This is a genomic window from Seramator thermalis, from assembly GCF_004138125.1.
Classification (GTDB): domain Bacteria; phylum Bacteroidota; class Bacteroidia; order Bacteroidales; family Dysgonomonadaceae; genus Seramator; species Seramator thermalis.
Map to the genome: position 1 here is coordinate 47759 of NZ_RXHS01000002.1, position 22439 is coordinate 70197.

Annotated in this window: 13 protein-coding genes; 11 read left to right on the forward strand and 2 right to left on the reverse strand. The window is 39.0% G+C overall.

The window, feature by feature from the left end:
- The first annotated feature begins 2 nt into the window (after nt 1–2).
- The 4 genes from EJN84_RS02325 to EJN84_RS02340 all read left to right on the forward strand — a co-directional run bounded on the left by EJN84_RS02325 (nt 3) and on the right by EJN84_RS02340 (nt 5238).
- Nucleotides 3–311, forward strand: a complete 309-nt coding sequence (locus EJN84_RS02325; RefSeq protein WP_129593927.1) for a helix-turn-helix domain-containing protein — start codon at nt 3–5, stop codon at nt 309–311.
- 101 nt (nt 312–412) lie between these two features.
- Entirely contained in the window at nt 413–3514 is a 3102-nt protein-coding gene (locus EJN84_RS02330) for an HsdM family class I SAM-dependent methyltransferase (protein WP_129593928.1), read from the forward strand.
- Entirely contained in the window at nt 3511–4176 is a 666-nt protein-coding gene (locus EJN84_RS02335; RefSeq protein ID WP_129593929.1) for a hypothetical protein, read from the forward strand. Before EJN84_RS02330 ends, EJN84_RS02335 begins: the two co-directional genes overlap by 4 nt.
- A 30-nt stretch (nt 4177–4206) precedes the next feature.
- Nucleotides 4207–5238, forward strand: a complete 1032-nt coding sequence (locus EJN84_RS02340; RefSeq protein WP_129593930.1) for an RES family NAD+ phosphorylase — start codon at nt 4207–4209, stop codon at nt 5236–5238.
- A 37-nt stretch (nt 5239–5275) separates the two neighbouring features.
- Here EJN84_RS02340 and EJN84_RS02345 read toward each other — a convergent pair whose 3' ends face one another.
- Both EJN84_RS02345 and EJN84_RS02350 read right to left on the reverse strand, forming a co-directional pair.
- Nucleotides 5276–10984, reverse strand: a complete 5709-nt coding sequence (locus tag EJN84_RS02345; RefSeq protein WP_129593931.1) for an N-6 DNA methylase — start codon at nt 10982–10984, stop codon at nt 5276–5278.
- The gene (locus tag EJN84_RS02350; RefSeq protein WP_129593932.1) at nt 10971–11417 is read right to left on the reverse strand and encodes a DUF1896 family protein; all 447 of its coding nucleotides are present in this window, start codon (nt 11415–11417) and stop codon (nt 10971–10973) included. Before EJN84_RS02350 ends, EJN84_RS02345 begins: the two co-directional genes overlap by 14 nt.
- A gap of 305 nt (nt 11418–11722) precedes the next feature.
- On the opposite strand from EJN84_RS02350, the gene EJN84_RS02355 reads away from it, so the two are divergent.
- The 7 genes from EJN84_RS02355 (at nt 11723) to EJN84_RS02385 (ending at nt 22420) form a co-directional block, all read left to right on the forward strand.
- Nucleotides 11723–12574: a tyrosine-type recombinase/integrase gene (locus tag EJN84_RS02355; RefSeq protein ID WP_129593933.1), complete on the forward strand. Its 852-nt coding sequence runs from the start codon at nt 11723–11725 to the stop codon at nt 12572–12574.
- A 9-nt stretch (nt 12575–12583) separates the two neighbouring features.
- Entirely contained in the window at nt 12584–13744 is a 1161-nt protein-coding gene (locus EJN84_RS02360) for an IS91 family transposase (RefSeq protein ID WP_129593934.1), read from the forward strand.
- Nucleotides 13745–14133: 389 nt separating this feature from the next.
- Nucleotides 14134–16155: a copper-translocating P-type ATPase gene (locus EJN84_RS02365; RefSeq protein WP_129593935.1), complete on the forward strand. Its 2022-nt coding sequence runs from the start codon at nt 14134–14136 to the stop codon at nt 16153–16155.
- A 453-nt stretch (nt 16156–16608) separates the two neighbouring features.
- Nucleotides 16609–17022: a Fur family transcriptional regulator gene (locus tag EJN84_RS02370; protein WP_129593936.1), complete on the forward strand. Its 414-nt coding sequence runs from the start codon at nt 16609–16611 to the stop codon at nt 17020–17022.
- A 78-nt stretch (nt 17023–17100) separates the two neighbouring features.
- A complete protein-coding gene (locus tag EJN84_RS02375) occupies nt 17101–17499 on the forward strand; it encodes a hypothetical protein (protein ID WP_129593937.1) in 399 nt (132 codons plus the stop codon).
- 73 nt (nt 17500–17572) lie between these two features.
- Complete coding sequence (locus tag EJN84_RS02380; RefSeq protein ID WP_129593938.1) at nt 17573–18040, forward strand: hypothetical protein; 468 nt, start codon at nt 17573–17575, stop codon at nt 18038–18040.
- A 39-nt stretch (nt 18041–18079) separates the two neighbouring features.
- Entirely contained in the window at nt 18080–22420 is a 4341-nt protein-coding gene (locus EJN84_RS02385; protein ID WP_129593939.1) for a CusA/CzcA family heavy metal efflux RND transporter, read from the forward strand.
- The last annotated feature ends 19 nt before the right edge of the window (nt 22421–22439 follow it).

Genomic DNA, 22439 nt, shown 5'->3' on the forward strand with positions numbered 1-22439 from the left:
TTATGTATATAAGTAAAGAAGATTTTGAAGCCTGGATGGAGCGAATTATGTATCGATTCGACAAACAAGATAAAACTCTCGATAAAATGAGTAAACACAGGAATATATTAGACGGAGAACTCCTGCTTGATAATCAGGATTTGTGTATGTTGCTTAATGTCAGCAAACGAACTTTGCAACGGTATCGTGCCACGGGAGAATTGCCGTTTCAAACGCTATATCACAAAACTTATTATAAAGAAAGTGATGTTCATGCTTTTATTAGAACAAACTTCAACAAAAAAAGGGGAGATAATAACTCTAGCAAGTGAGTGTTGAAAAGTATCTAAAGTAGAATTTGGCTATCAGCTACTTTCTTTGTAATTTTGCCACATTGGGCATCTCATGTCTAATGCTTTGATTTTAAATGCATATGAGTACAAATTTTTTCTATAAAGAATTAGGATATGAGCATTTGATAGAATGTTCTGACATATCAGACTCCTACCCTGAATATCAGGAGTTAGAAAAAATTGGAGCAGACAAAATCTATTTTTCAGATAATTTCCCTGCAATTCTCTTTAAAGAAGTAGATTCTTTTAATAAAAATGCCCTTAAACAAATTGCAGAAATTCAACATAAGGCATGGAATTACCGAAAGATAATGTTTCTTTTTGTTGTATCAGATACGGAAATCAGGATATATAACTGCTACGAGAAACCTCAATATATAAAAGCAGAATCCAGCTATACAAATGAGCTTAAAGAATATGAAATATTCAGTTGCATTAAGACTGATGAAGATAACTTAAAAGTTCTGATTGAATTATTTTCACGAATAGGAGTAGATTGTGGGCTACTATGGACAAGCGATTATGATCTCCGTGAAAAAATCAATATTCAAAAAAGGATAGATAAATATCTGGTTCAAAGTCTTCTTGCGACTTCCAATGCATTAAAGAAAGATATCTTGGATATCAATATTATTCATGGGCTTCTCATGCGCTCTCTTTTTATTCTTTATTTAGAAGATAAAGGGGCAGCAGAAGAAGCTGGATTATACACAAAGATAAAAAAAGGAGCAAAAAGTTATTTTGATATTTTAGATGACGTTGATGCTACTTATCGTTTATTTATAGAACTGCAAGAACACTTCAATGGTAATGTATTCCCAATTATAGAGAATGAACAAAATTTCGTCAATAAAGATCATCTTTCCTTGATAAAGAGATGTTTTATTGATGGTGATATTTCAGGTCAGCCTAAATTTTTTGATGATTGGCGAATTTTCAAATTTGATTTTATTCAAATTGAATTACTAAGTGAAGTATATGAAAATTTTTTGGGAGAGTTCGCCTCAAAAAAAGAAAAAGGACAATTCTATACTCCATATACATTAGTTGAACTAATTTTAAACGACAAACTACCAATCAAGAATGAGGTTAATTATAACATTAAGACGTTAGATATAGCATGTGGTTCGGGGATTTTTTTAGTTGAAAGTTATAAGCGATTAATTCGAAGATGGCAAAATGCAAACCCCGAAAAAGACATCACATTTAAAGAACTTAAGAATATTCTTGTTGATAATATTTTTGGTATAGAAATCGATCCTTTAGCAATTAAAGTTGCTGCATTTAGTTTATATTTGGCACTTGTCGAATATCTTAATCCAAAAACATTATGGATAGACAAACACAATAAATTTCCATATCTAATCAATAATCCTAAAGATAAATCACTGAAAGATAAAGGAGGAAATAATCTTTGGTGTAGAGATACTATTGGCGAAGTTAATCCTGATGATTTTACAAAAGTGGATTTAGTTGTGGGCAACCCGCCATTTGGAACTAAAAAACTATCAAAATCAATAATGGATTATTGTTCCAAATTTGATTTTGGGAAAGAGATGGTTTTGCCATTTATTCATAAATCTGTTGATTTTTGTCCAGCAGGGAGTATTGCTTTAATTTTCAATACAAAAGTTTTAACTAATACAGAAACCCCTTTTCAGAATTTTAGGAAATGGTTATTTAATGAGAACTATGTAGAAAAAGTTTACAACCTATCTATTTTTAGAAAGGTTCCTAAAAATTTTGGTGGACAACTATTTACTTCTGCCGTTGGCCCCATCTGTATTGCATATTTTCAAAATAAACAGCCCCAAAAGCCTTCTGCCACAATTGAATATTGGGCTCCAAAAACGTATATAAAATCTAATCTAATAGATGGTGTTGTAATAGATAGTACAGATGTAAAATTCCTTCCGCGTGCTGAATGCCAAATTCCAAATACAAAGATTTGGAAAATTGCAATGTGGGGAAATATTGGTGATTTCTATTTGATAAATAGATTGTCAAATATGTCAAATAATGTAAAGAATTTTATTAAAACTAATAGTATAGACTTTGGCGTAGGATTACAGCCTCTAAATAAATCAACAATTAAGCCTATCGTAGATGATGAAATCTCCAAATTGCGATTTATTCGTCCAGAAAGGATTCGAAAATATCTAACATTAGAAACGACATTCACAGAACTTAATTCATTACTAAGAGATAAAGATACAATTAATGAGTATTTAAAATATTACGGTAAAAAAAGCATCACAGAATTACCAACTATAAATGTTTTCAGAAGATTAGGAAACAAAAAGGTATATAAAGGACCTATATTGCTAATTAAAGAAGGATTTAAGGATAATGAGTTTTGCTCTGGAATTGTTAAATCAAAAGTAGCTTTTAACAGTACAGTTCTTGGATTACATTCTGAAAATATAAATAGTTTACGAGTACTATCAGCTATTTTAAACTCAGATTTTGCAGCTTATTTTTTACTAATGATTTCCAGTTCATGGGGGATAGAGAGAGAACGTATAAAACCTAATGAAGTTTATTTATTACCATTGCAAAATAGAGAATCTGAATATAAAGAATTCATATCTCTACACAAGGAAATAGAAAATATTATTGAGTCAGATACACTGTTCCAAGATAGTTTATTAGAAATAGAGGAAAAAATTAAAACTGTAGTTCTCTCTTCTTTGGATATTTCTGTCAGGGAAAAGTTTATGATAGAGGATTTCCTAAATATTTCAGTAGACCTGTTTTATAAAAAAGAAAAATCAATAGCATTTAACAAGGTATTTCTTGACGAAAATAAAGCTTATGCTCAAATACTTGCCAATGAGCTAAATGAATTTTATTCTGAAACCAATCATAAGATAAATATAAGTGTTTATGACATACAACGTTCAGAACCATTAAATTTGATAGTTATACATTTCGGCAAAATACAAAAAGAAATCGAAGTCAGAGAATCAAAAGAACTAGCTCCTTTGCTAAAAGAATTAGATAAATATTCTATCCAAGAAAAGGGTAAAAACATTTATGTACAAAAACAATTTCGTTATTATGACACAGATAAGATTTATTTGATAAAACCTAATCAAAAACGTTTTTGGACACGGTCACAAGCAATAGATGATGCTCTTTCTTTAGTCATGGAAATAGCAAATATGGGAGGACAGAAATGACAGGAAGTTTAAATCCCATATATATAAATACCACGATTCAGGTTTTAGAAAAACGTTGCTTCATTTTATTAAGTGAAGTCTATGCAGACATAAAATCTAAAAAGACTATCTCTATCAATTGGGTTGAAGAAGATATTTCCAAAGAATTGACAAATTGTCTTCAATCTAATAGAAAACGGATTGCGTGGAAAATTAGAGTTGAACCCGAACATAGATTATACAAAGAAGACAATTTATCAGCAAATAAATCTCCAAGAATTGATTTTTGTTTTTCCACTTGGACAGATACTGAATGGGAGTTTTTTGCAGAAGCCAAAAACTTGATAGAGTCAGATTGTGAAACAAATAGAATAGGTAAAAATGGAAAGATAAGTATTAATGCACATAGCTTATATAAGCGATATATAGAAACAGGCATTGATAACTTTATCTCTGGAAAATATCCACCTAATGGCTGTTTAATAGGCTATATTCTCCAAGGCAAAGCAGAAAATATTATTTCAGCACTAAATTCATGTTTGTATAATCTTAATAGAGAATCGGAAAGATTAAATCAACACTCATTTGGGCTAATTGATTTTGAATCATGCTATATTTCTACTCATAATAGTCCCTCATTAATGAAACATTTAATGTTTGACTTTACGTCAAATATAGTTTGATTATTTTTGTTTACAACCAATGATAGAACTATGTATGAAATAGATGAAATCAGTGAACTTTCAAAGAAAAATCAAAAACTGTTCAATAGAATACAAGGGCAAATAGAGTATTGCTATAATTGTCAGCCTTATGACGAGGGGGAACCTGTTTGGATACATGGAGACCGTACAGAAATTAGCGAGCTATTATATGATTATAATGTTCCAGAAAACTTACATGAATTATTTGCCAGAAATTTATCATGCAGATGTGGAACATCAGATTTTTATCCATTTTCAGAAATTGGTCTAAAGACTAAATATGAAATAGAATTAGATAGACATTTTGAATTTGCTAAACGCAAATATGGAAAACCATTAAGCGAATTTAAGAACTTAATAATCAAGCATCCTTTTTTATCATTAGATTGTAAAATAGCGAGAGATATTAAGAAAGAAATTGAAGCAAAAAAACTGCCTGTTGAAACTGTATCAGGAGAATTTTATCGTTGTCGTAAAGTAGAAAATGACATTGCCTTTGAGACGAAAGATTTAATGCTTGCTCCTATAGGAATACCCAAAGAGGGACGCTTCAATCATTCTGGTCAAAGTCATTTATACTTATCTAAAGAAAAAGATACTGCAAAAGCAGAAATCTTAGGAGATACTGAAAAAAGCCGTTTAGTTTGGATACAAAAAATTGATATTAAAAAACCTATTGAGAACATCCTTGATTTAACTTTCGATTGGACAATGATGACGTTATCTACGCATGCTTTGCTCATTGCATTGCATACAGGAGGATATTTATCTTGCATAAAAGATAACGAAGGAAATTGGAGACCTGATTACTTCATTACAAGGTTCATCATGGATTGTGCGAAAAAGGCAGGCTATAACGGAATTAAATATGAATCTGCGCGTAGTTACATCGGCGACAATATTGTACTATTTCATTATTCTGCAGAGAATATTATTTCAGAAGAACCTCCTGTTATTGAAACATTTGTTCCTGATTCCAATGAATATCCTATTTTATATAACGGCGATTTATTTGAAGATAAAAGTTTTGGCGATATATAAAAATGGTTGTGAATTATACACTCACAACCACTCTATACTATAACTTAAAAGCTTTACTTTCTTTCTTCTCCACTTTCGGCGGACTACCACCCACCGAAGCAATAACAAGCCTGTCGCCCATGATTTCTTTCACTCCTTGTAAAGTGTTTGGAGGTGGAGTGTCCTGGACAAATGAAGTTTCGGGCTTCCCTTGTGATTGGCTTTGATTGCTTGCCGAAACGCTATTGTCCTGCACGCTCTCCTGCCCCTCACTCTCTTCGATTGGTTTAAGCGAGAGTTGGATTTCACGGTCTAACTTAACCAAATCGTCTTTCAGGGCTTTCAGTTCCGGTTCCTTTCGCCAAGTTCCTTCGACTACTTCTTTAAGAACGGGAATATCCTTTTGCAATTTCTCGTTATCTGCCTGATACCTTTCCAAAAGTTTCGGCATGGTATCAAGAGCATTCAGGAAATTTTGTGCTGCCGTCTTCGGATCGGTCGCCATTACCCCATGATTGTAGTTGTAGAGAATGTCGCCTTCGCCTTTAATGAAGAAGCGGTTTTGTATTACATCGAAGCCGTCTTTAGCTGTGGTTTCTGACTTTACCATTAAATCAAATCCGTAAAGCGTACCGATTTTCTCATGTGCTCCATGTGTACGAGCTTTTTCTGCTATTTCATTCAGCTTTGTGCCGACTTCTTTCGGGTTACTACCCTGTAATCCGTCCAACTGAACGGGATTCAGACGGGTAACACCGTCAGGTTGGTACTGCACACGGGAATTGAACGCTTCAATATCCTTAGATATACGGTTAATAAAGCCATTGTTCTTCTCCACATCAGAAACAATGCTCTCTAATTTGTAACGTGATGAAGACTTACCACGCATGAACGCCTGCCGTTCGGATTCCAACGAAGCAATTTTCTTTTCCAAACGTGCTTTTTCCAACAGTTCGGTATTACCCGAAAGAATTGCCACATATTCGGAAAAGTTCATACCGCCTTTTTCGTCCATGCTGCCCTCGTCGATGGTACGGCTACCCAGTGAATTGTTCTTCAACTGGCGAATGAAAAGCTGCTTGTTGTGGAGCAAGCCAAACTTGTACGCATCCAATGATTTTTCAACCGCATAAATCAGTACATCTACTTTGTTATTAGCATACAATTTTGCTATATCATTACCTTTGCGAATGCCCCGACCGTCCCGTTGCTCCAAATCTGATGGTCGCCAAGGCGCATCTAAATGATGAATAGCAACGCAACGTTTCTGTGCATTTACACCTGTTCCTAACATTTCGGTAGAGCCGAACAATACACGGATTTTGCCCTCGTTCATATCCTTAATCATGGTTTTGCGAGCCTTGTCGGTCTTGGCTTCCTGAATAAAGCGTATTTCGTGAGCCGGGATTCCGTAGTCATCCACCAGTTTACGCTTTATCTCGGAGCATGGGTTCCATTCTCCGGGTTTGTAAGTACCCAAATCAGAGAAAATAAACTGGGTTGCTTTATGGTCTTTAAATTTTGTATAGTAATCTGAAACCATTTTAGCAACGTGCGAAGCCTTATTATCCACATGGTCTCCGTACTTAACAGGATCAATCAGCCGCATATCGAGCGACATTTTTCGGGCGTAGTCCGTAGCAATCAACATTTTGGCTTTCTCTTCCTTTTCGGATAGTGGGGCACGTCCCAATATTTCGCCTTTACCTGTTTTGGCAAACTCTACTAACTTCTGAATAAACTCCTGTTGGTCGGGCGTAGGCGGAATATTGTGTAGGATTTCGTTTTTAACAGGTCGGTCGATACCAATATCTACAGCAGAACGATAGTCCGTAATTTCGGCATAAAAAGCCGCCAATTCAGGTACTTTGATAAAATACCGGAAGCGTTCTTTTTGTACAATTTCATTCGTTACAGAAAATTCGTAGTCTATCGACTTTTTGGCGAAAATAGCTGCCCACGCATCAAATGTATTAATGCCCTGTCTTTCCAGTTCGTTTGGCCGGAGATACTTGAAAAGTAAATATAACTCCGTCAGCGAATTGGAAATAGTTGTTCCTGAAAGGAAAGTTGCTCCTAAATCTTTGCCCGTCCTGTCCTGAATGGTACGCAAGGCGAAAAGCATATTCAGGGCACGTTGTGAGCCTTCGGCATTACCCAGACCTGCAACCCTGTCGTGCCGAGTGGTAAAGGTCAGGTTCTTGAAACGGTGGCTCTCATCGACGTACAAATGGTCGATACCCATTAAACGGAAATCTACCGTATCATCTTTTCGGTTTTCAATCTGATAGGCGATATTACTTAACTTAGCTTCAAGATTAAGCTGCCGTTTAACCAAACCCTTCTCCATTGCACGGGAAATCTCCTTGCCCTGTGCCCGTAATACTTCCAGATTTTCTTCAACCGAATCCAGTTCTGCCTGTAATATCCGTTGCTGAATTTCGGGCGACTGGGGTATCATGCCAAATTGTTCGTGTGTTAAAATGATAGCATCCCAGTTGTTGTTTTTCATTTCGTTGAAGATCTTCGACCGTTTTGCGGGGGTAAAATCTTCTTTGCCCGGATACAGCACTTTAGCATTTGGGTAAGCCGTACAGAAAGTTTGGGCTATCTCATGCACATTGGCTTTGAGAGCCATAATGAGAGGTTTGTTTACCAATCCCAAACGTTTTTTCTCGTAGGCGCTTACACACATAATGAGGGTTTTACCGCCGCCCACCTCATGGTCAATTATGCCCCCACCATTGAGTTTATCCATCCAAATCGCATCCTTTTGGCTTTTGTATAAATCGGGAATACCCAAGCCTTTCAAATCAAGTCCCGGAAACTCTTGCTGGCTTCCATCATACTCCGGACGGACGAAACAATTAAACGTGCGGTTGTATTTATCTGCCAGCCGGTCTTTGAACTCCGGCGACTGCTCGTTAAGCCATTCTACAAAACCGTTCCGTATCTCGTCAATCTTAGAATTGGCGAGTTGGATTGATTCGGAATCACGCACTTTGACCTCTTTGATTTCCCCGTCAATCAACTTATTGACTTTCTTCGTAATATCGGGAGAAGTGTTGTGCAGGGCGTGTTTCATCAGGGCGATACCGTCGAAAGTCCGGTTTGTTGATTTAACAGCGTACTGATCCCATATCTTGATATTTTTGCTGTCGGCTTTGAGTGTGTATTCATCCCGGCTTTGTGCGTAATGTACCGATACATTGGTATCAAATAAATGCGAAGCATATTTGCTGTAAATACCTGACGGAATCCACCGTTCCCCAAAATTAAAATCCAAATCCTCGAACGGTATCGGACGGGGTATTGCTTCTTTGAGAGCCTTTAAGGATTCTTTTGCCGCTTCGTGGTCGGGGTGGTTCTCTATATACCGCTCGACGTGTTCCGCTTTGGATATGACGTTACCGCTTATGAACTTGTCTTTAATTTCATAAGCCCCTATCATCGGATTGAAAAATACCTGCCCTTTCAGTTCCTCCAGTATTTCGTCCGAAGTACTGCCTGTAAGCCCTGCCATATATTCAAGGTTTACTGTTGCATACTTATTAAGCGAAGCAGTTAGGGCTTCCCGTGCATTGTCGGCAGAAGTTATCTCGTTTGGATTGAAAGCAACCGGCTGCCCAAAAATATCGGCTTTGACCGCTTTGCCGTTTACATAGCGTTCAAGGGACAGAATTTCTGTTCCTCCGGCATCCATTTTTATAAGGCTTAGATTTTTTGCATCGTTTATATTTCCAAAACGACGGGTAAAATCGTCATAAAGCCTGTTTAGCATATCCCTCAATGCGGGATTAGCTTCCAACCTTGTTGCTTCGTTATTATACAGGTGGTGGTAAGTGTCCCGAATTTCAATGTAAAGGGACGCTTTCGCCTGCTGTGTTCCTGTGAGCTGAAGCGGATGGAACATCGGCTGAAATCCATTCAAATCACGCAAATAACCGATACGATTATTTTCGTCTGTTACGAGCGAGCCTTCACGATAATGGGATGGCATATCTTCCGCATTGAAGTAGGGAATCGGTTTCATACGTTCCTGCTGTTCCCGTTCGGCTTCTTCTTTCAGCCGTTCCAGTTGTTCCTCCCGACGGGCATCAAATACGGGATAGGCTGCCGCAGTTTCCTCTTGTAGCTTTTCCCGTTCCTGTGCTGTGTTATGCGCCATTTCTTCCCGCCAGTCCATAAAGGGTAGTTCTTTTGGCTTACTGACTTTTGATTTAGACTTTCGACCTCGTTTTTTAGGCTTGCTTACCTGACTGCGTTCCTCTTGGGTAAAACCGAAAAGGTCATAGAGCGTAATTAAAGGTTGCTCTGTAACAGACTTCGGTTTTGCCTCCGGAGTCGGCTCTTTCTTAATGGCAAGATCGTCCATATCGAAAAGCGTACCCGAATAATTTTGTTGTTGTTTGGGTGGTTCGGGTTTGCTTTCAATCGCAGGTTTTATCATTTCGGATTGATTCTTGCCGGGAAACCAGTCGTCTTCAATAGCTTGCCAAAATGGATCGAGTTCTTCTGCTTGCCAAAGAGGATTGAGGTCATTGGTATTTGATTCAAGTGTCGGTTTAACTTCTACGGCGGTTGCTACCTGTCGTTCCGCTGTGTTCTGTGCATAGGTTTGGTAACGCTGTAAATCCAAATGTTGGGAGAAATCTTCTTTCAACATTTGTCGCAGGTCTTTGGCAATACCCTCTACTCCGCCCTCGTGAGTAAAGACAATCGCAGGTTTGCCGTAAGGGTCGGTATCAATCTTAGAACTGGTTTGTATAACCCTGTCGAAATCACGGAACAGGTTGTTAATGGAAATACCGTTCGACAATTTTCGGGATTCTATAAAATCCTGCTGCCTTTGGCTTGGAACGATACTTTTATTGTTCCGTTGCAGGATTATCAGGTCGCTGCCGACTTCTGTTCCGGCATGGTCGGAAAAGAGGTTGTTTGGCAAACGGATAGCCGATACCACATCACAGGTGTTCATCAGGTATTCCCGTATCGGCTTGTTCTGTTCCGAATTGAGTACGCCCTGACTGGTAATAAACGCAATTATTCCACCCTCTCTGGCCGACATAACGCTTTTTACAAAAAAGTAGTTGTGTATCGCCTGTGTTGATTGTTTGACAGCGGGTATCTCATGGTTGGATAATAGTGGATCGAATATCGAAATATCGCCAAAAGGAATATTGGATGCAATCACATCAAAATGCTGTGAGTAGCGTCCTTCCATTTTCTCGTAACCCTCAATCCGAACTTTGTCATCGGGATAAAGGTGTGAGAGGATTTTACCTGTCAATAGGTCTTTTTCAAATCCGGTTACTTTTGCTTCAGGAGCGGTTTCTTTGAAAGAAGAAATAAAAGCACCTGTTCCGGCACTGGGTTCTAAAAAGCGTATCGGGGTTATTCCGCTATCTTTTAATGCATCCGCCAACGTATCAATGACAGGCTTCGGCGTATAGAATGCGGTCAGGATAGAACTTTTCAGGGAACTGACATAGCGTTTGTAAACTTCCGGTGTGGGAGAACTTTCACGGAGTACCTCGTGGAGTTCCTGCACCAACGTAAAAAGCTCGACTTCGGATTTTGACCACCGCTCAATATCTTCGGGTTTGTCGGCTGGGTTAAGAATTGCCTTTATTCCTCCGAATCCTGAATATTTAGCGAGTATTTCCCGTTCTTCGGGAGTTGCTTTTCTATGTTCCTTATCGAGCCTTAACGCTAACTTAATTGCATCAATGTTTTGACGCAAATGAGTTCGCTTATTGTAACTCATTTTCGAGTAGTATCAAGATTGTGCCGACAAGCTCCGTATAGAGCGACTGGTACTCGGTCGTTTCGGCATAATCATCATTCAGGTTGTATTTAGAAAATACCGCCTGACATTCGGGCAATAGTTCTTTTGCCTTTGCGTGGGCTTCGCTTGGCGAAACTTCGTCGAAAAATTCATTCCAAAGGATTTCAACGATTACGTTATAAAAAGAGAAGTGCAAGCCTTTGAATAAGGCTTCGTTGGCAATTTCGGCTGCCTGAATATGGTCTAAGCCGCTTTTAATGGCTTCGCTGTATGCTTCGGCTGCCATATCTCCACGCCCTGCAATAAAGGAAAGGTCATTGGCTTTGTCAGGGAGGGAATCTCGCAGGTAAGAAAGCAGGTTGAGCCGGAAATAAGACATTTCCGCTGGATCTAAATTTGAATTGTATTTCATATTGATTACTTATTTGGTTCCGCATCTCTATTAATGCAGAATAAAATTAAGCGTAATCTGTAGGTTGAGAGAGGGTTTTGGAATGGGTGGTAGTGTGTGGCTCCGGTTTGGCAGTATGTGGCGTTTATGGGAAGATATTTTCCTGTATCTTAAATGTTTGCTAAATTTGTAGGCTGATATAATTATCCTTTTTATGCATTGCGTATTTCGGATAACTGTTGCGTATATTTAACGTTGAACTAAACCTGTCGGTAAATTAGAATAGTGATAATTTTGAAGCGTAATAACTTCAATTAATTATCATTATGAATCTAAACAAAACATTCGAGAGTTTGCAGATCAAGGAGATGCAAATTCGCAATTACAGTCCCCGTACAATTAAGACGTATTGCAGCCTGCTCATAAAACTTGAAAAAGACTTGGGTAAATCGCTGTATGAGGTTACCACCGAAGACTTTAAAAACTGGTTACATTACCTGATTACCAAAAAAGGAATTTCCGTTTCCACGGTAAACCAGCTTATAAGTGCTTTCAAGATTTTTCATGTAGACGTCTGCCATCGCAAATGGGAAGAGTTCCATGTAAGACGGCCTCGCAAGGAGAAAAAACTCCCCATAGTTTTGTCATTGCAGGAAGTGCAACGCATGATCACGGTAACAAACAACATAAAGCACAGAGCCATTCTAATGCTTACTTATTCTGCGGGACTTCGCAGGATGGAAGTATTACAAATCAAACCACGCGACATTGATTCACAGCGTATGCAAGTACGTATCGTGCAAGGAAAGGGGAAGAAGGACAGATATACCATTCTTTCGTGGAAAACACTCGAAGTGCTGCGAATGTATTATAAATTGGAACGACCAAGCACTTATCTATTCGAACCGATGGGGCGTAAAGGACAACCCTTGTCGGAAAGAACTGTAGAGTATATTGTGAAAAACAGTGCTAAAAATGCCGGAATAAAAAAAGAGGTATCGTTTCATACATTGCGTCATTGTTTTGCCACCCATTTATTGGAAGCCGGTGTAAACCTGAGACAGATACAGCAGTTCATGGGTCATACTTCATTGAAGACCACAGCTGTTTACCTGCATGTAGCCCATATCAAAACCAGCGAGTTTACTTCTCCATTGGATGATATAACACTTTTCTGATCTATCATTATGGAGAATAAAAAGCAAATCATAGAGATTGCTGACATTTTCCGGGATAAGAGACACGATTTCCTGACCGAGAACACACTTTGTGCCGTACAGCAAAAAGCAATGGAAGATATTATTGCCTGTCGTACTTCAGAACTTGGCGGGCATACATTGAGTTGCAATCATTGCGGTCACAAGGTTCAATCCTATAACTCGTGTCGTAATCGCAATTGTCCCAAATGCCAGTACATAAAACGGATGCAATGGGTGGATAAACTTGCGGCTGATCTCCCCCCGGTAAAACATTTTCACATTGTTTTCACAATACCCGCGTGTCTGCACAAACTGTTTTATATCAATCAGAGGATTGCTTATTCCTTGCTCTTCAAAGCAGCCGGACAAACACTGATGCAATGTGCCAGAAACACGCATTATTTAGGCGCAGAGGCCGGAGCTGTTGCCCTGTTACACACCTGGGGTCAAACAATGACCTATCACCCGCATATTCATACCATTGTTCCTGCCGGAGGAGTATCCGATGATGGAATGGAATGGGTACCAAGTGCTAAAAAGTTTTTTGTCCCGGTAAAAGTGCTCAGCACCGTTTTCAGGGGTATTTTATGTCGGCTACTGCAGGAGTCAGTATTCAGGAAGGAGATCAAACTTCCGGATGATACACCCGATTTTCAGACCATAAAAGCAAAATGCTACGCTAAAAAATGGGTGGTTTATGCAGAAAAACCGTTTGCTTCACCCGATAATCTGGTCCGTTATCTGGGCAACTACACACACCGTGTGGCAATTAGCAACCACCGTATGGTAGGTTACAAAGATGATAAGGTTACTTTCAGCTATAGGGATAACAAGGCAGGAGGTGCAAGAAAAACAATGACCCTGGAAACTATGGAGTTTATACGGCGATTCATGCAGCATGTCCTTCCATGTGGATTTAGCAAAATACGTTACTTCGGATTCATGGCTATCTGCAAAAGGAAAACAAAGCTCAATTTATGCTATTCACTGTTGCCCACCCCAACCTGTTTTTCAAGACTTACAGGACTGCTTGCAATGGAAGTTTTACAAATAATATCCGGTAAGGACCCGATTATTTGCGCAAAGTGCAAAAAAGGGAAATTAATGGTAAGCCCGGCATGCAATGTTTTACACATGGAACCAGGATAATTCTGATAATTAACAAAAGCGTTCTTTCCATTTAATGACAAAACTCGTATAGATGATGAGCAAAATCATACAGGGAGAATTATGCATTTACGTGGACGGTCTAAGATTAAAAAACAATCATGTACTTGAAAAAAAGCTTTTATAGGAACTTATTAACACAAATCAAGCAAAAACGCCAACCTCCCATAAATACTTTTCCCATAGCAATAGGTTCCGTTCAACTAGTTTTATTTGCCATTATTGATATCATATTAAATTAATCTTTGTGAAAATTTGCGAATCAACTTCTTTTCAATAACTTTGGTGGGCTATAACGGCGAATAAAACACTAAGATGTTAGCGGTCATGCTAAAACAACACCCAAAACAATAGATTAACAAACAAAAAATATGGAACACTCAGAGCATAATCATACCGAAAGCACCCACACACATAACCACCATTCCGAACACAGTGGCTCTGGACACGATAAACACGCAGGACATAATATTGCCGATTTTTGGAAGCGATTTGTAATCTGTTCGATTGTATCCATTCCTGTACTTGCCTTGTCGCACATGATACAGCAGTGGTTAGGATTTGAAGTCACTTTTGAAGGCGACAAATATGTGTTAGCCCTTCTTTCCACTTTCATATTCTTATATGGCGGTTACCCTTTTCTAAAAGGGCTGTATGACGAAGTAAAAGATAAGGCCATTGGTATGATGACACTGATTGGCGTTGCAATTACAGTTGCCTGGGCTTACAGTGTTGCTATCACTTTTGGTTTGCAGGGTATGGACTTTTATTGGGAAATGGTGACTCTGATAGACATCATGCTCATTGGCCATTACTTTGAGATGAAGTCGGTTATGGGTGCTTCTCGCTCATTGGAATTGCTCGTAAAAATGATGCCTTCCACTGCACACCATATTAAGGACGGGAACATTCACGATATGCCGGTCAGTCAATTGAAAATTGACGATATGGTACTGGTGAAGCCGGGCGAGAAAGTTCCGGTAGACGGTATAGTAATAGAAGGGGAAAGTTATGTGGACGAGAGTATGCTCACAGGTGAGAGCAAACCTGTAAAGAAAGAAAAAGACAGCAAAGTAATAGGTGGGGCAGTAAATAGTAATGGGTCTTTAACCATTAGAGTGGTAAGCATTGGAAAAGACAGTTACCTAAACAAAGTAGTGAAACTCGTTGAAGATGCACAAAAAATAAAATCCAAGACACAAAACTTTGCCGACCGTGCCGCAAAGGTTTTGACTTTCGTTGCCCTGGGCGGTGGTGTCATTACGTTTGTTGTTTGGTTGCTGTTAGGGTTTCCTTTTGTATTTGCATTGGAAAGGATGGTTACGGTAATGGTTATTTCCTGCCCGCATGCCTTAGGTTTGGCAGTGCCTTTGGTGGTTGCCATTTCAACATCCATTTCTGCACAAAAAGGTTTGCTCATTCGCAACAGAACTGCTTTTGAAAATGCTCGATTGATAACAACCATTATTTTCGACAAGACAGGAACACTTACAAAAGGTTCTCATGAATTGCAGGAAGTGAAGGTATTGGGTAATGGATTTGATAAAAACGAGTTACTCCGTTTGGCATCAGGTGTTGAACAACATTCTGAACATTATATCGCTGCGGGTTTTTTGCGAAAAGTAAAGGAATTGAAAATCAAAATTCCAAAAGCAGAAAATTTCAATTACTTGCCTGGAAAAGGATTAGAAGGAAATGTGGAAGGAAAAGAAATAAAAGTAGTCGGACCAAATTACCTGAAAGAACAAAACATTAGCGTGACCGATACAATCAATGATTTTACAGGAACAGTTGTTTATATTCTGATTGACAAAGAAGTAGCAGGATATTTTACCTTCTCTGACAAAATTAGGGAAAGCTCTTTTGAAGCCATTCAAATATTAAAAGAAGCAAGCATTAAAAATTTGCTTCTTACTGGGGACAATGAAAAAGTAGCCAAGAAAGTGTGTGATGAATTGAAAATGGACGGCTACATAGCCAACGTATTACCTCACGATAAATTAGAGAAAGTAAAAGAATTACAAACCAAAGGGGAATATGTTGCCATGACAGGCGATGGAGTGAATGATGCACCTGCACTGGCACAAGCAGATGTGGGAATTGCTGTTGGTTCAGGAACAGATGTGGCAGCAGAAACAGCAGACATTATACTTGTAAACTCCGACCCAAAAGACATTGCCAACCTGATATTATTTGGTAAGGCTACGTATAATAAAATGATACAAAACCTCTGGTGGGCTGCGGGTTATAATATACTTGCAATCCCTTTAGCAGCAGGTGTATTATACAAGTGGGGATTTATGTTAAGTCCTGCAATTGGTGCTGTTTTGATGAGTTTAAGCACTATTGTAGTAGCAATAAATGCACAGCTATTAAAAAGACGACTGACATGAGAAAATCAAGTTACATAGACGCAGAAAAGAAGCACGAACCGCTAACAGGCGTTTGGCTCAATGGCGGGTGACGTGGTTAATTGAACATTGTACCTCGCATCAACTTTTGTGGTGTATTGACAGTTTTGTGCTCCGAAACCCGCCACTGCGCCAAGCGCCAAAACGTTAGCAACAAGGCGAAAAAAGAGAACCTTCAAGACTGATAGGTGCAGTTTAAAACAAGCAGATTAAAATATTTAGCTCTTTGACAAGTCGGTGCAAATTTGATGGAATTTATTTTGTTTTTTTTCTCCCCCCGCAAAAAAAGGAAAGAAACCCCACCCCACATTGCAGCACATTTCCAAGCCCCCACAAGCCAACGCCCAAACCAAAGGCTTGTAAAAGAGCTGCAATTTTGCCTACACACTCGTGCTGAATTGTTACTTTTGAGCTATTAAGAAATGAACCGACAAAATGAAAAAGGAAATAGACAACAAACTCAACTTAAAAAACATCAAACCAACTGCAATGCGACAATTGGTTTTGCAAGTTCTAACAGAACAAAAAACGGCTATTAGTTTGCCTGAATTAGAACAAAAATTTGAAAAAGCCGATAAAGCAACTCTTTATAGAACACTAAAAACATTTCAGGAAAACAAACTGATTCATTCGATAGAAGATGGTTCGGGTTCTTTGAGATATGCGCTTTGTCAGGACAATTGCGAGTGCGACCCCGAAGACCTGCATGTTCATTTTCTTTGCACAAATTGCAATCAAACCTTTTGTTTAAAGGACATTCCTGTTCCAACTATAAACCTCCCCAGTAGTTTTTCCCTCGAAAGCGTAAATATGGTAGTAAAAGGAGTTTGTTCAAATTGTAAAAAATAACTTTGCAACCCGGTTGCATGAACTTTGGTGTATATTTGTCGTTATAACTTTGTATCAACATTTTAAAACTGTAAGAGATTGAGTTTATTGGAAAAACATACGGGTAAATTTCTTGTGCTGATTGCAGGGATAATTATTTTTGCCCATGCTGTTGTTCCTCATCATCATCATTTCGATTCCGTTGAATCACATTCGGAAAGTTCGGAGTGTAAAACATCAAAATCTGAAAAGCACGGAGAAAATCCTGAAACGCATTGCCATGCCTTAAATATTGTCGTTTCAGAAAAATCTGGCGATGTTGATGTAAAATTACCGCTTGTAACGCAACTACATTTCGACCTTTTTAGAAGTGAATCAAAGTCAGATATAGCATTAAATGTTGACGAGGTAATTGGCATTATTTATTTTTGTTTTTCTCCTCCCAAACAAATATTTCTCACCAACTATTCATTGAGGGCACCTCCCTTCGCTGTTTAATTTCTTTTAGATTTTCTTATAAATCCGATAGCACATTTTTTATCGGCAATATTAATCACTTAATCTTTTAAGTATGAAAAAGAAGAGATTAAGCAAGCAGGAGCTTCTTGAAAAGCAAAAGCTTGATAATAAAAAATTTAACAGGACCATGCTGATAAGTTTCAGCATCCTTCTTCTGAGTCTTATGTCAATTCTGATTTTCTATACCTATCGTTGCGAAACCAGGTTCGCATGGCGTAAAATTGTATGGTATGGTCAGAACATGCCTGAAAACTGGATATGTATGAATGGGGATAATTTACAGATTCATGAAAGTACTAAAGCAGTTTTTGAGAATAAAGTTTACTATTTCTGTAGCCAACAATGTTTTAATCATCTCGCAAAACATTTCAAGGAAGTGGCAATGGTTGCCGATGCATTTTCGGGAGATTCAATAAACAAAGCTGACGCAATTATCGGACTTAAAACAAGGAATAAACAGGACGTGGTCTATTTCAAAAACAAAGAAAATTTCAATAGATATTATGAAACGAAATATTAAAAATAAAATCAAGATTCAAACAAATAAATTTTAGATGAAATGATAAATAGTATAATATCCTTTTCAATAAAGAATAAGGCACTTATCGGGCTGATGACAATCGGACTGATTATCGGTGGAATATATTCCATGACGAAAGTGCCACTTGACGCCACACCTGACATTACAAACAATCAGGTTTTGGTAATTACCACCGCACCCAATTTGGGCACGGAAGACATTGAACAGTTTGTAACCTATCAGGTAGAATTGGCAGTAGCGAACCTGCCCGACGTGACCGAAATACGAAGTGTGTCACGTTTTGGGCTTTCGGTTGTAACCATTGTTTTCAAAGAAAGCGCCGGGACATATCTTCCCCGGCAGTTGGTAAGTGAAGCCTTAGCCGAAGTGAAAGAAAAAATTCCACAGGGATTTGGGGAACCGTTTATGGCGCCAATCAGCACCGGATTAGGCGAAATTTATCAATACACGCTTGAAGTGCAACCCGGTTACGATACCGTTTATAACGACATGGAACTGCGCACCATGCAGGAATGGATTGTAAAACGACAAATGGCTATGCTGCCCGGAGTGGTAGAAGTAAACTCTTTTGGGGGCAGGGGTAAACAATACGAAGTCGCTGTTAATCCTGATAAACTCAGAAGTATGGGTTTAGCCATTTCGGATATTTTTGAAGCACTTGACGACAACAATCAGAACACAGGCGGCGCATATATCGAGAAAAATTTTCAGGCCAACTTTATCCGTGGCGAAGGGTTGATGCGTTCGTTGGATGATATTAAAAACACTTTGGTCGCAAACATTGACGGGCAACCCATTTTCATCAGGGATGTGGCAGAAGTGAAATTCGGAAGTTTTGTCCGTTATGGTGCTTTTACCAAAGATGGAAAGGGAGAGGCCGTTGGCGGAATCGTGATGATGCTGAAAGGCGAAAACTCAAACGATGTGATTAAGGATGTAAAAGAGCGAATGGCTTTAATTCAAAAATCACTGCCTGATGGTGTTGAAATTAAACCTTTTCTTGACCGCAGTAAGCTCATTAAAAGTACCACATCTACCGTTGCCGAAAACCTGTCGTTGGGTGCGCTGATTGTTATTTTTGTGCTGGTTATCTTCCTCGGGAATTTAAGGGGCGGTTTAATTGTGGCATCAACCATTCCGCTGGCCTTGCTATTTGCATTTATCATGATGAACCTGTTTGGGGTGTGGGCTAACCTGATGAGTTTGGGGGCGCTCGATTTCGGGATATTGGTAGATGGTGCAGTAATTATTGTTGAATCCATGATATTTTACCTCCATCGTAAAAACCTTATCGGAACAAAACTTGACCAGGCGAAACGAAACGAAATTGCCTATAATTCGTCAAGCAAAATGATGAACTCAGCATTTTTTGGTCAGTTGATTATTTTGATTGTTTTCATCCCGGTTTTAGCCTTGCAGGGTGTTGAAGGTAAAATGTTTATACCAATGGCTATGACTTTTGGATTTGCCGTTTTGGGCGTGGTAATATTGTGCCTTACCTATATTCCAATGATGGCAGCCTTATTCCTCCAACCACCTAAAACAGACAAAAAAACCTGGGGCGATAAAATAATTGGGAAACTCGAAAATGCTTACACTCCCGTAATCGGTTGGTCATTGAAAAGAAGTTGGATTGTAATAACAATTGCTTTTGTGCTTTTGATTTCCGGCAGTTTTCTGTTTACACGGATGGGAGCCGAATTTAACCCAAAACTCGATGAAGGCGATTTTGCTTTTCAGGCATTTTTAAAGCCGGGAACTTCATTGAGCGAAGTCACAAAAACTTCTACCCGACTGGAACAAATTGTCTTGGAAAACTTTCCTGATGAAGTAGAAAGTATTCAAAGCAGGATTGGTGTGGCAGATTTACCCATGGACCCAATGCCTTTGGACATTGCAGATATATTTGTGATTTTAAATCCTCAGAAACAATGGACAAAAGCCGCATCGAAAGAAGAATTAATTGATAAAGTTAGAGAAAAAATCAGCGTATTACCCGGTATCAATTATGAATTCAGTCAACCTGTTGAAATGCGTTTCAATGAACTGTTAACTGGTATCCGTGAAGATGTGGCCATTAAACTGTATGGCGATGATTTGGAATTACTGGCTGATAAAGCTACGGAAATTGCTGGGCTGGTTTCTGGTATTGATGGTGTGGCTGGTGTAAAAGCAGAGGCCACAAGAGGATTGCCACAGATTACCGTTCATTACGACCGCAACAAGCTTGGCCGCTACAACCTGAAGATTAAGGAACTCAATACCATTGTTGAGTCCGCTTTTAGTGGTGGCGTTGCCGGAAGCATTTACGAAGGCGAGCGGATGTTCGACCTTGTTGTGAGACTGGATGAGGAACACCGCACAAGTATTGACGATGTCAGGAATTTATTTGTAACCCTTCCCGATGGTAATCAAATTCCCTTAAAAGAAGTGGCCGAAATTAGTTACCAGCCAGGACCGATGCAAATTAGCCGCGACAATACCAACCGTAGAACCTACGTGGGGATTAATGTTGCCGACAGGGATGTGAAATCGCTTGTAGAAGAAATCCAATCTGTCTTAGATGAAAAACTAGAACTGCCAACCGGCTATTATATCCGATATGGCGGTGCGTTCGAAAACCTCGAAAGGGCTTCAAAACGCTTGTCGCTGGTTGTTCCGCTTGCTTTGGCATTAATTTTCATGTTGGTTTTCTTCGCTGTAAAGTCGTTTAAACAAACGCTAATGATTTATGTGGCTGTGCCGTTTGCCGCTGTTGGGGGTATATTTTCGCTCTATTTGCGTGATATGCCTTTTAGTATTTCGGCTGGCGTAGGTTTTATCGTCCTGTTTGGCGTTGCGGTACTTAACGGTTTAGTGTTGATTAGCGGTTTTAATGAATTGAAAGAAGAAGGCAAACTCCATATAAACGACATTATTAAAAAAGGTTCAATCCGGCGTATCCGTCCAATTTTATTAACAGCTTCAACCGATATTCTGGGCTTTCTGCCTATGGCGGTTTCCACGTCGGCAGGAGCAGAAGTTCAACGCCCTTTGGCTACTGTGGTGATTGGAGGAATGTTGACATCAACCTTGTTGACGCTTATTGTGCTACCTATTCTCTATAAATTTGTTGAAAGTGGCGTTAAAAAAATAAAAATGCCAAAAACAGCTTTAGGGATGTTTACCGTTCTTGTTGTGATTGCAGGTTTGGGAATTTCAGGAAATGCCAATGCGCAGGATTCTACGATAACATTGCCACAAGCCATTGAAAGGGCAAAAGAAAACTATCCGGCAATTAAGGCAGCCAAATTGGAAGTTGACAAACAGGAAGCATTAAAAGCTACGGCATACGAACTGGGAACGACTTCGATTTATACCGGGAAAGAAGAAGTAGGCAACAACGCACCGGGTATTCAAAACAAAATCGGGATTGGACAAACAGACATTGACCTGTTCGGCATACCGGCTAAAAGAAAGCTTGCAAACAGCCGTACAAAACAAGCTTTATCCGGTCAGGAACTTACCGAATATTCGTTGGCTCGTGATGTTAGTCTTGCCTGGTACAATGCAGTCCATGCCAAACAGCAATGGCAACTATTTAAAGACCTTGACACCTTGTACACCGATTTTCAGAAAGCTGCGGAGTTGCGTTACAATACACAGGCAATTTCAAAAATCGAATATCTTTCGGCATCGGCCAAATACAAAGAATTGCAGGTGAATTTAAGGAAAGCCGAAAGTAACTATTTGGCAAGCTTGCAAATCCTTAACCAATACCTGCTATATCCGGGGGCTGTTGATGTGAATACTCAGGATTTAGGACAATATGTTTTTGAACTTGTTTCAGGAACTGATTCTTTGGGTGCAAGCCCTTTACTTGATTACTATTCAACCGGAATTGATGTAGCAGAATCGGCGTGGAAAGCTGAAAAGGCCAATTTCCTTCCAAAGTTAAACTTGGGTTATAAATGGCAATCGGTTGACGGCAATTCAGGATTTTATGGATGGGAAGTAGGTATTTCTGTCCCGCTGGCTTTCTTTTCACAATCGGGCAAAACCAAAGCTTCAAAAATTGACTTCCAAATTGCAAACCAACAGTACGAGCAAAAGGAACTGGAACTGAAAGCCGGGTACAACGAGCAAATCAGCCGTTACCTTACTTTGCAACAGGTTATCAACTATTATCAAAAAGAAGCATTGCCTCTGGCCGACGAACAAATTCAGGCTTCCAACCTGGCGTACCGTTTAGGCAGTATCGACTATGTCCAGTTTATTCAGAACACAGAAGCAGCCATACGGACAAAACAAGATTTTTTAATGCAACAGGCAGAATACTTCGAATTGTCTGCCCAATTAAAATTCATAACAGGTAAATAATCAACAAAATATAGTAACG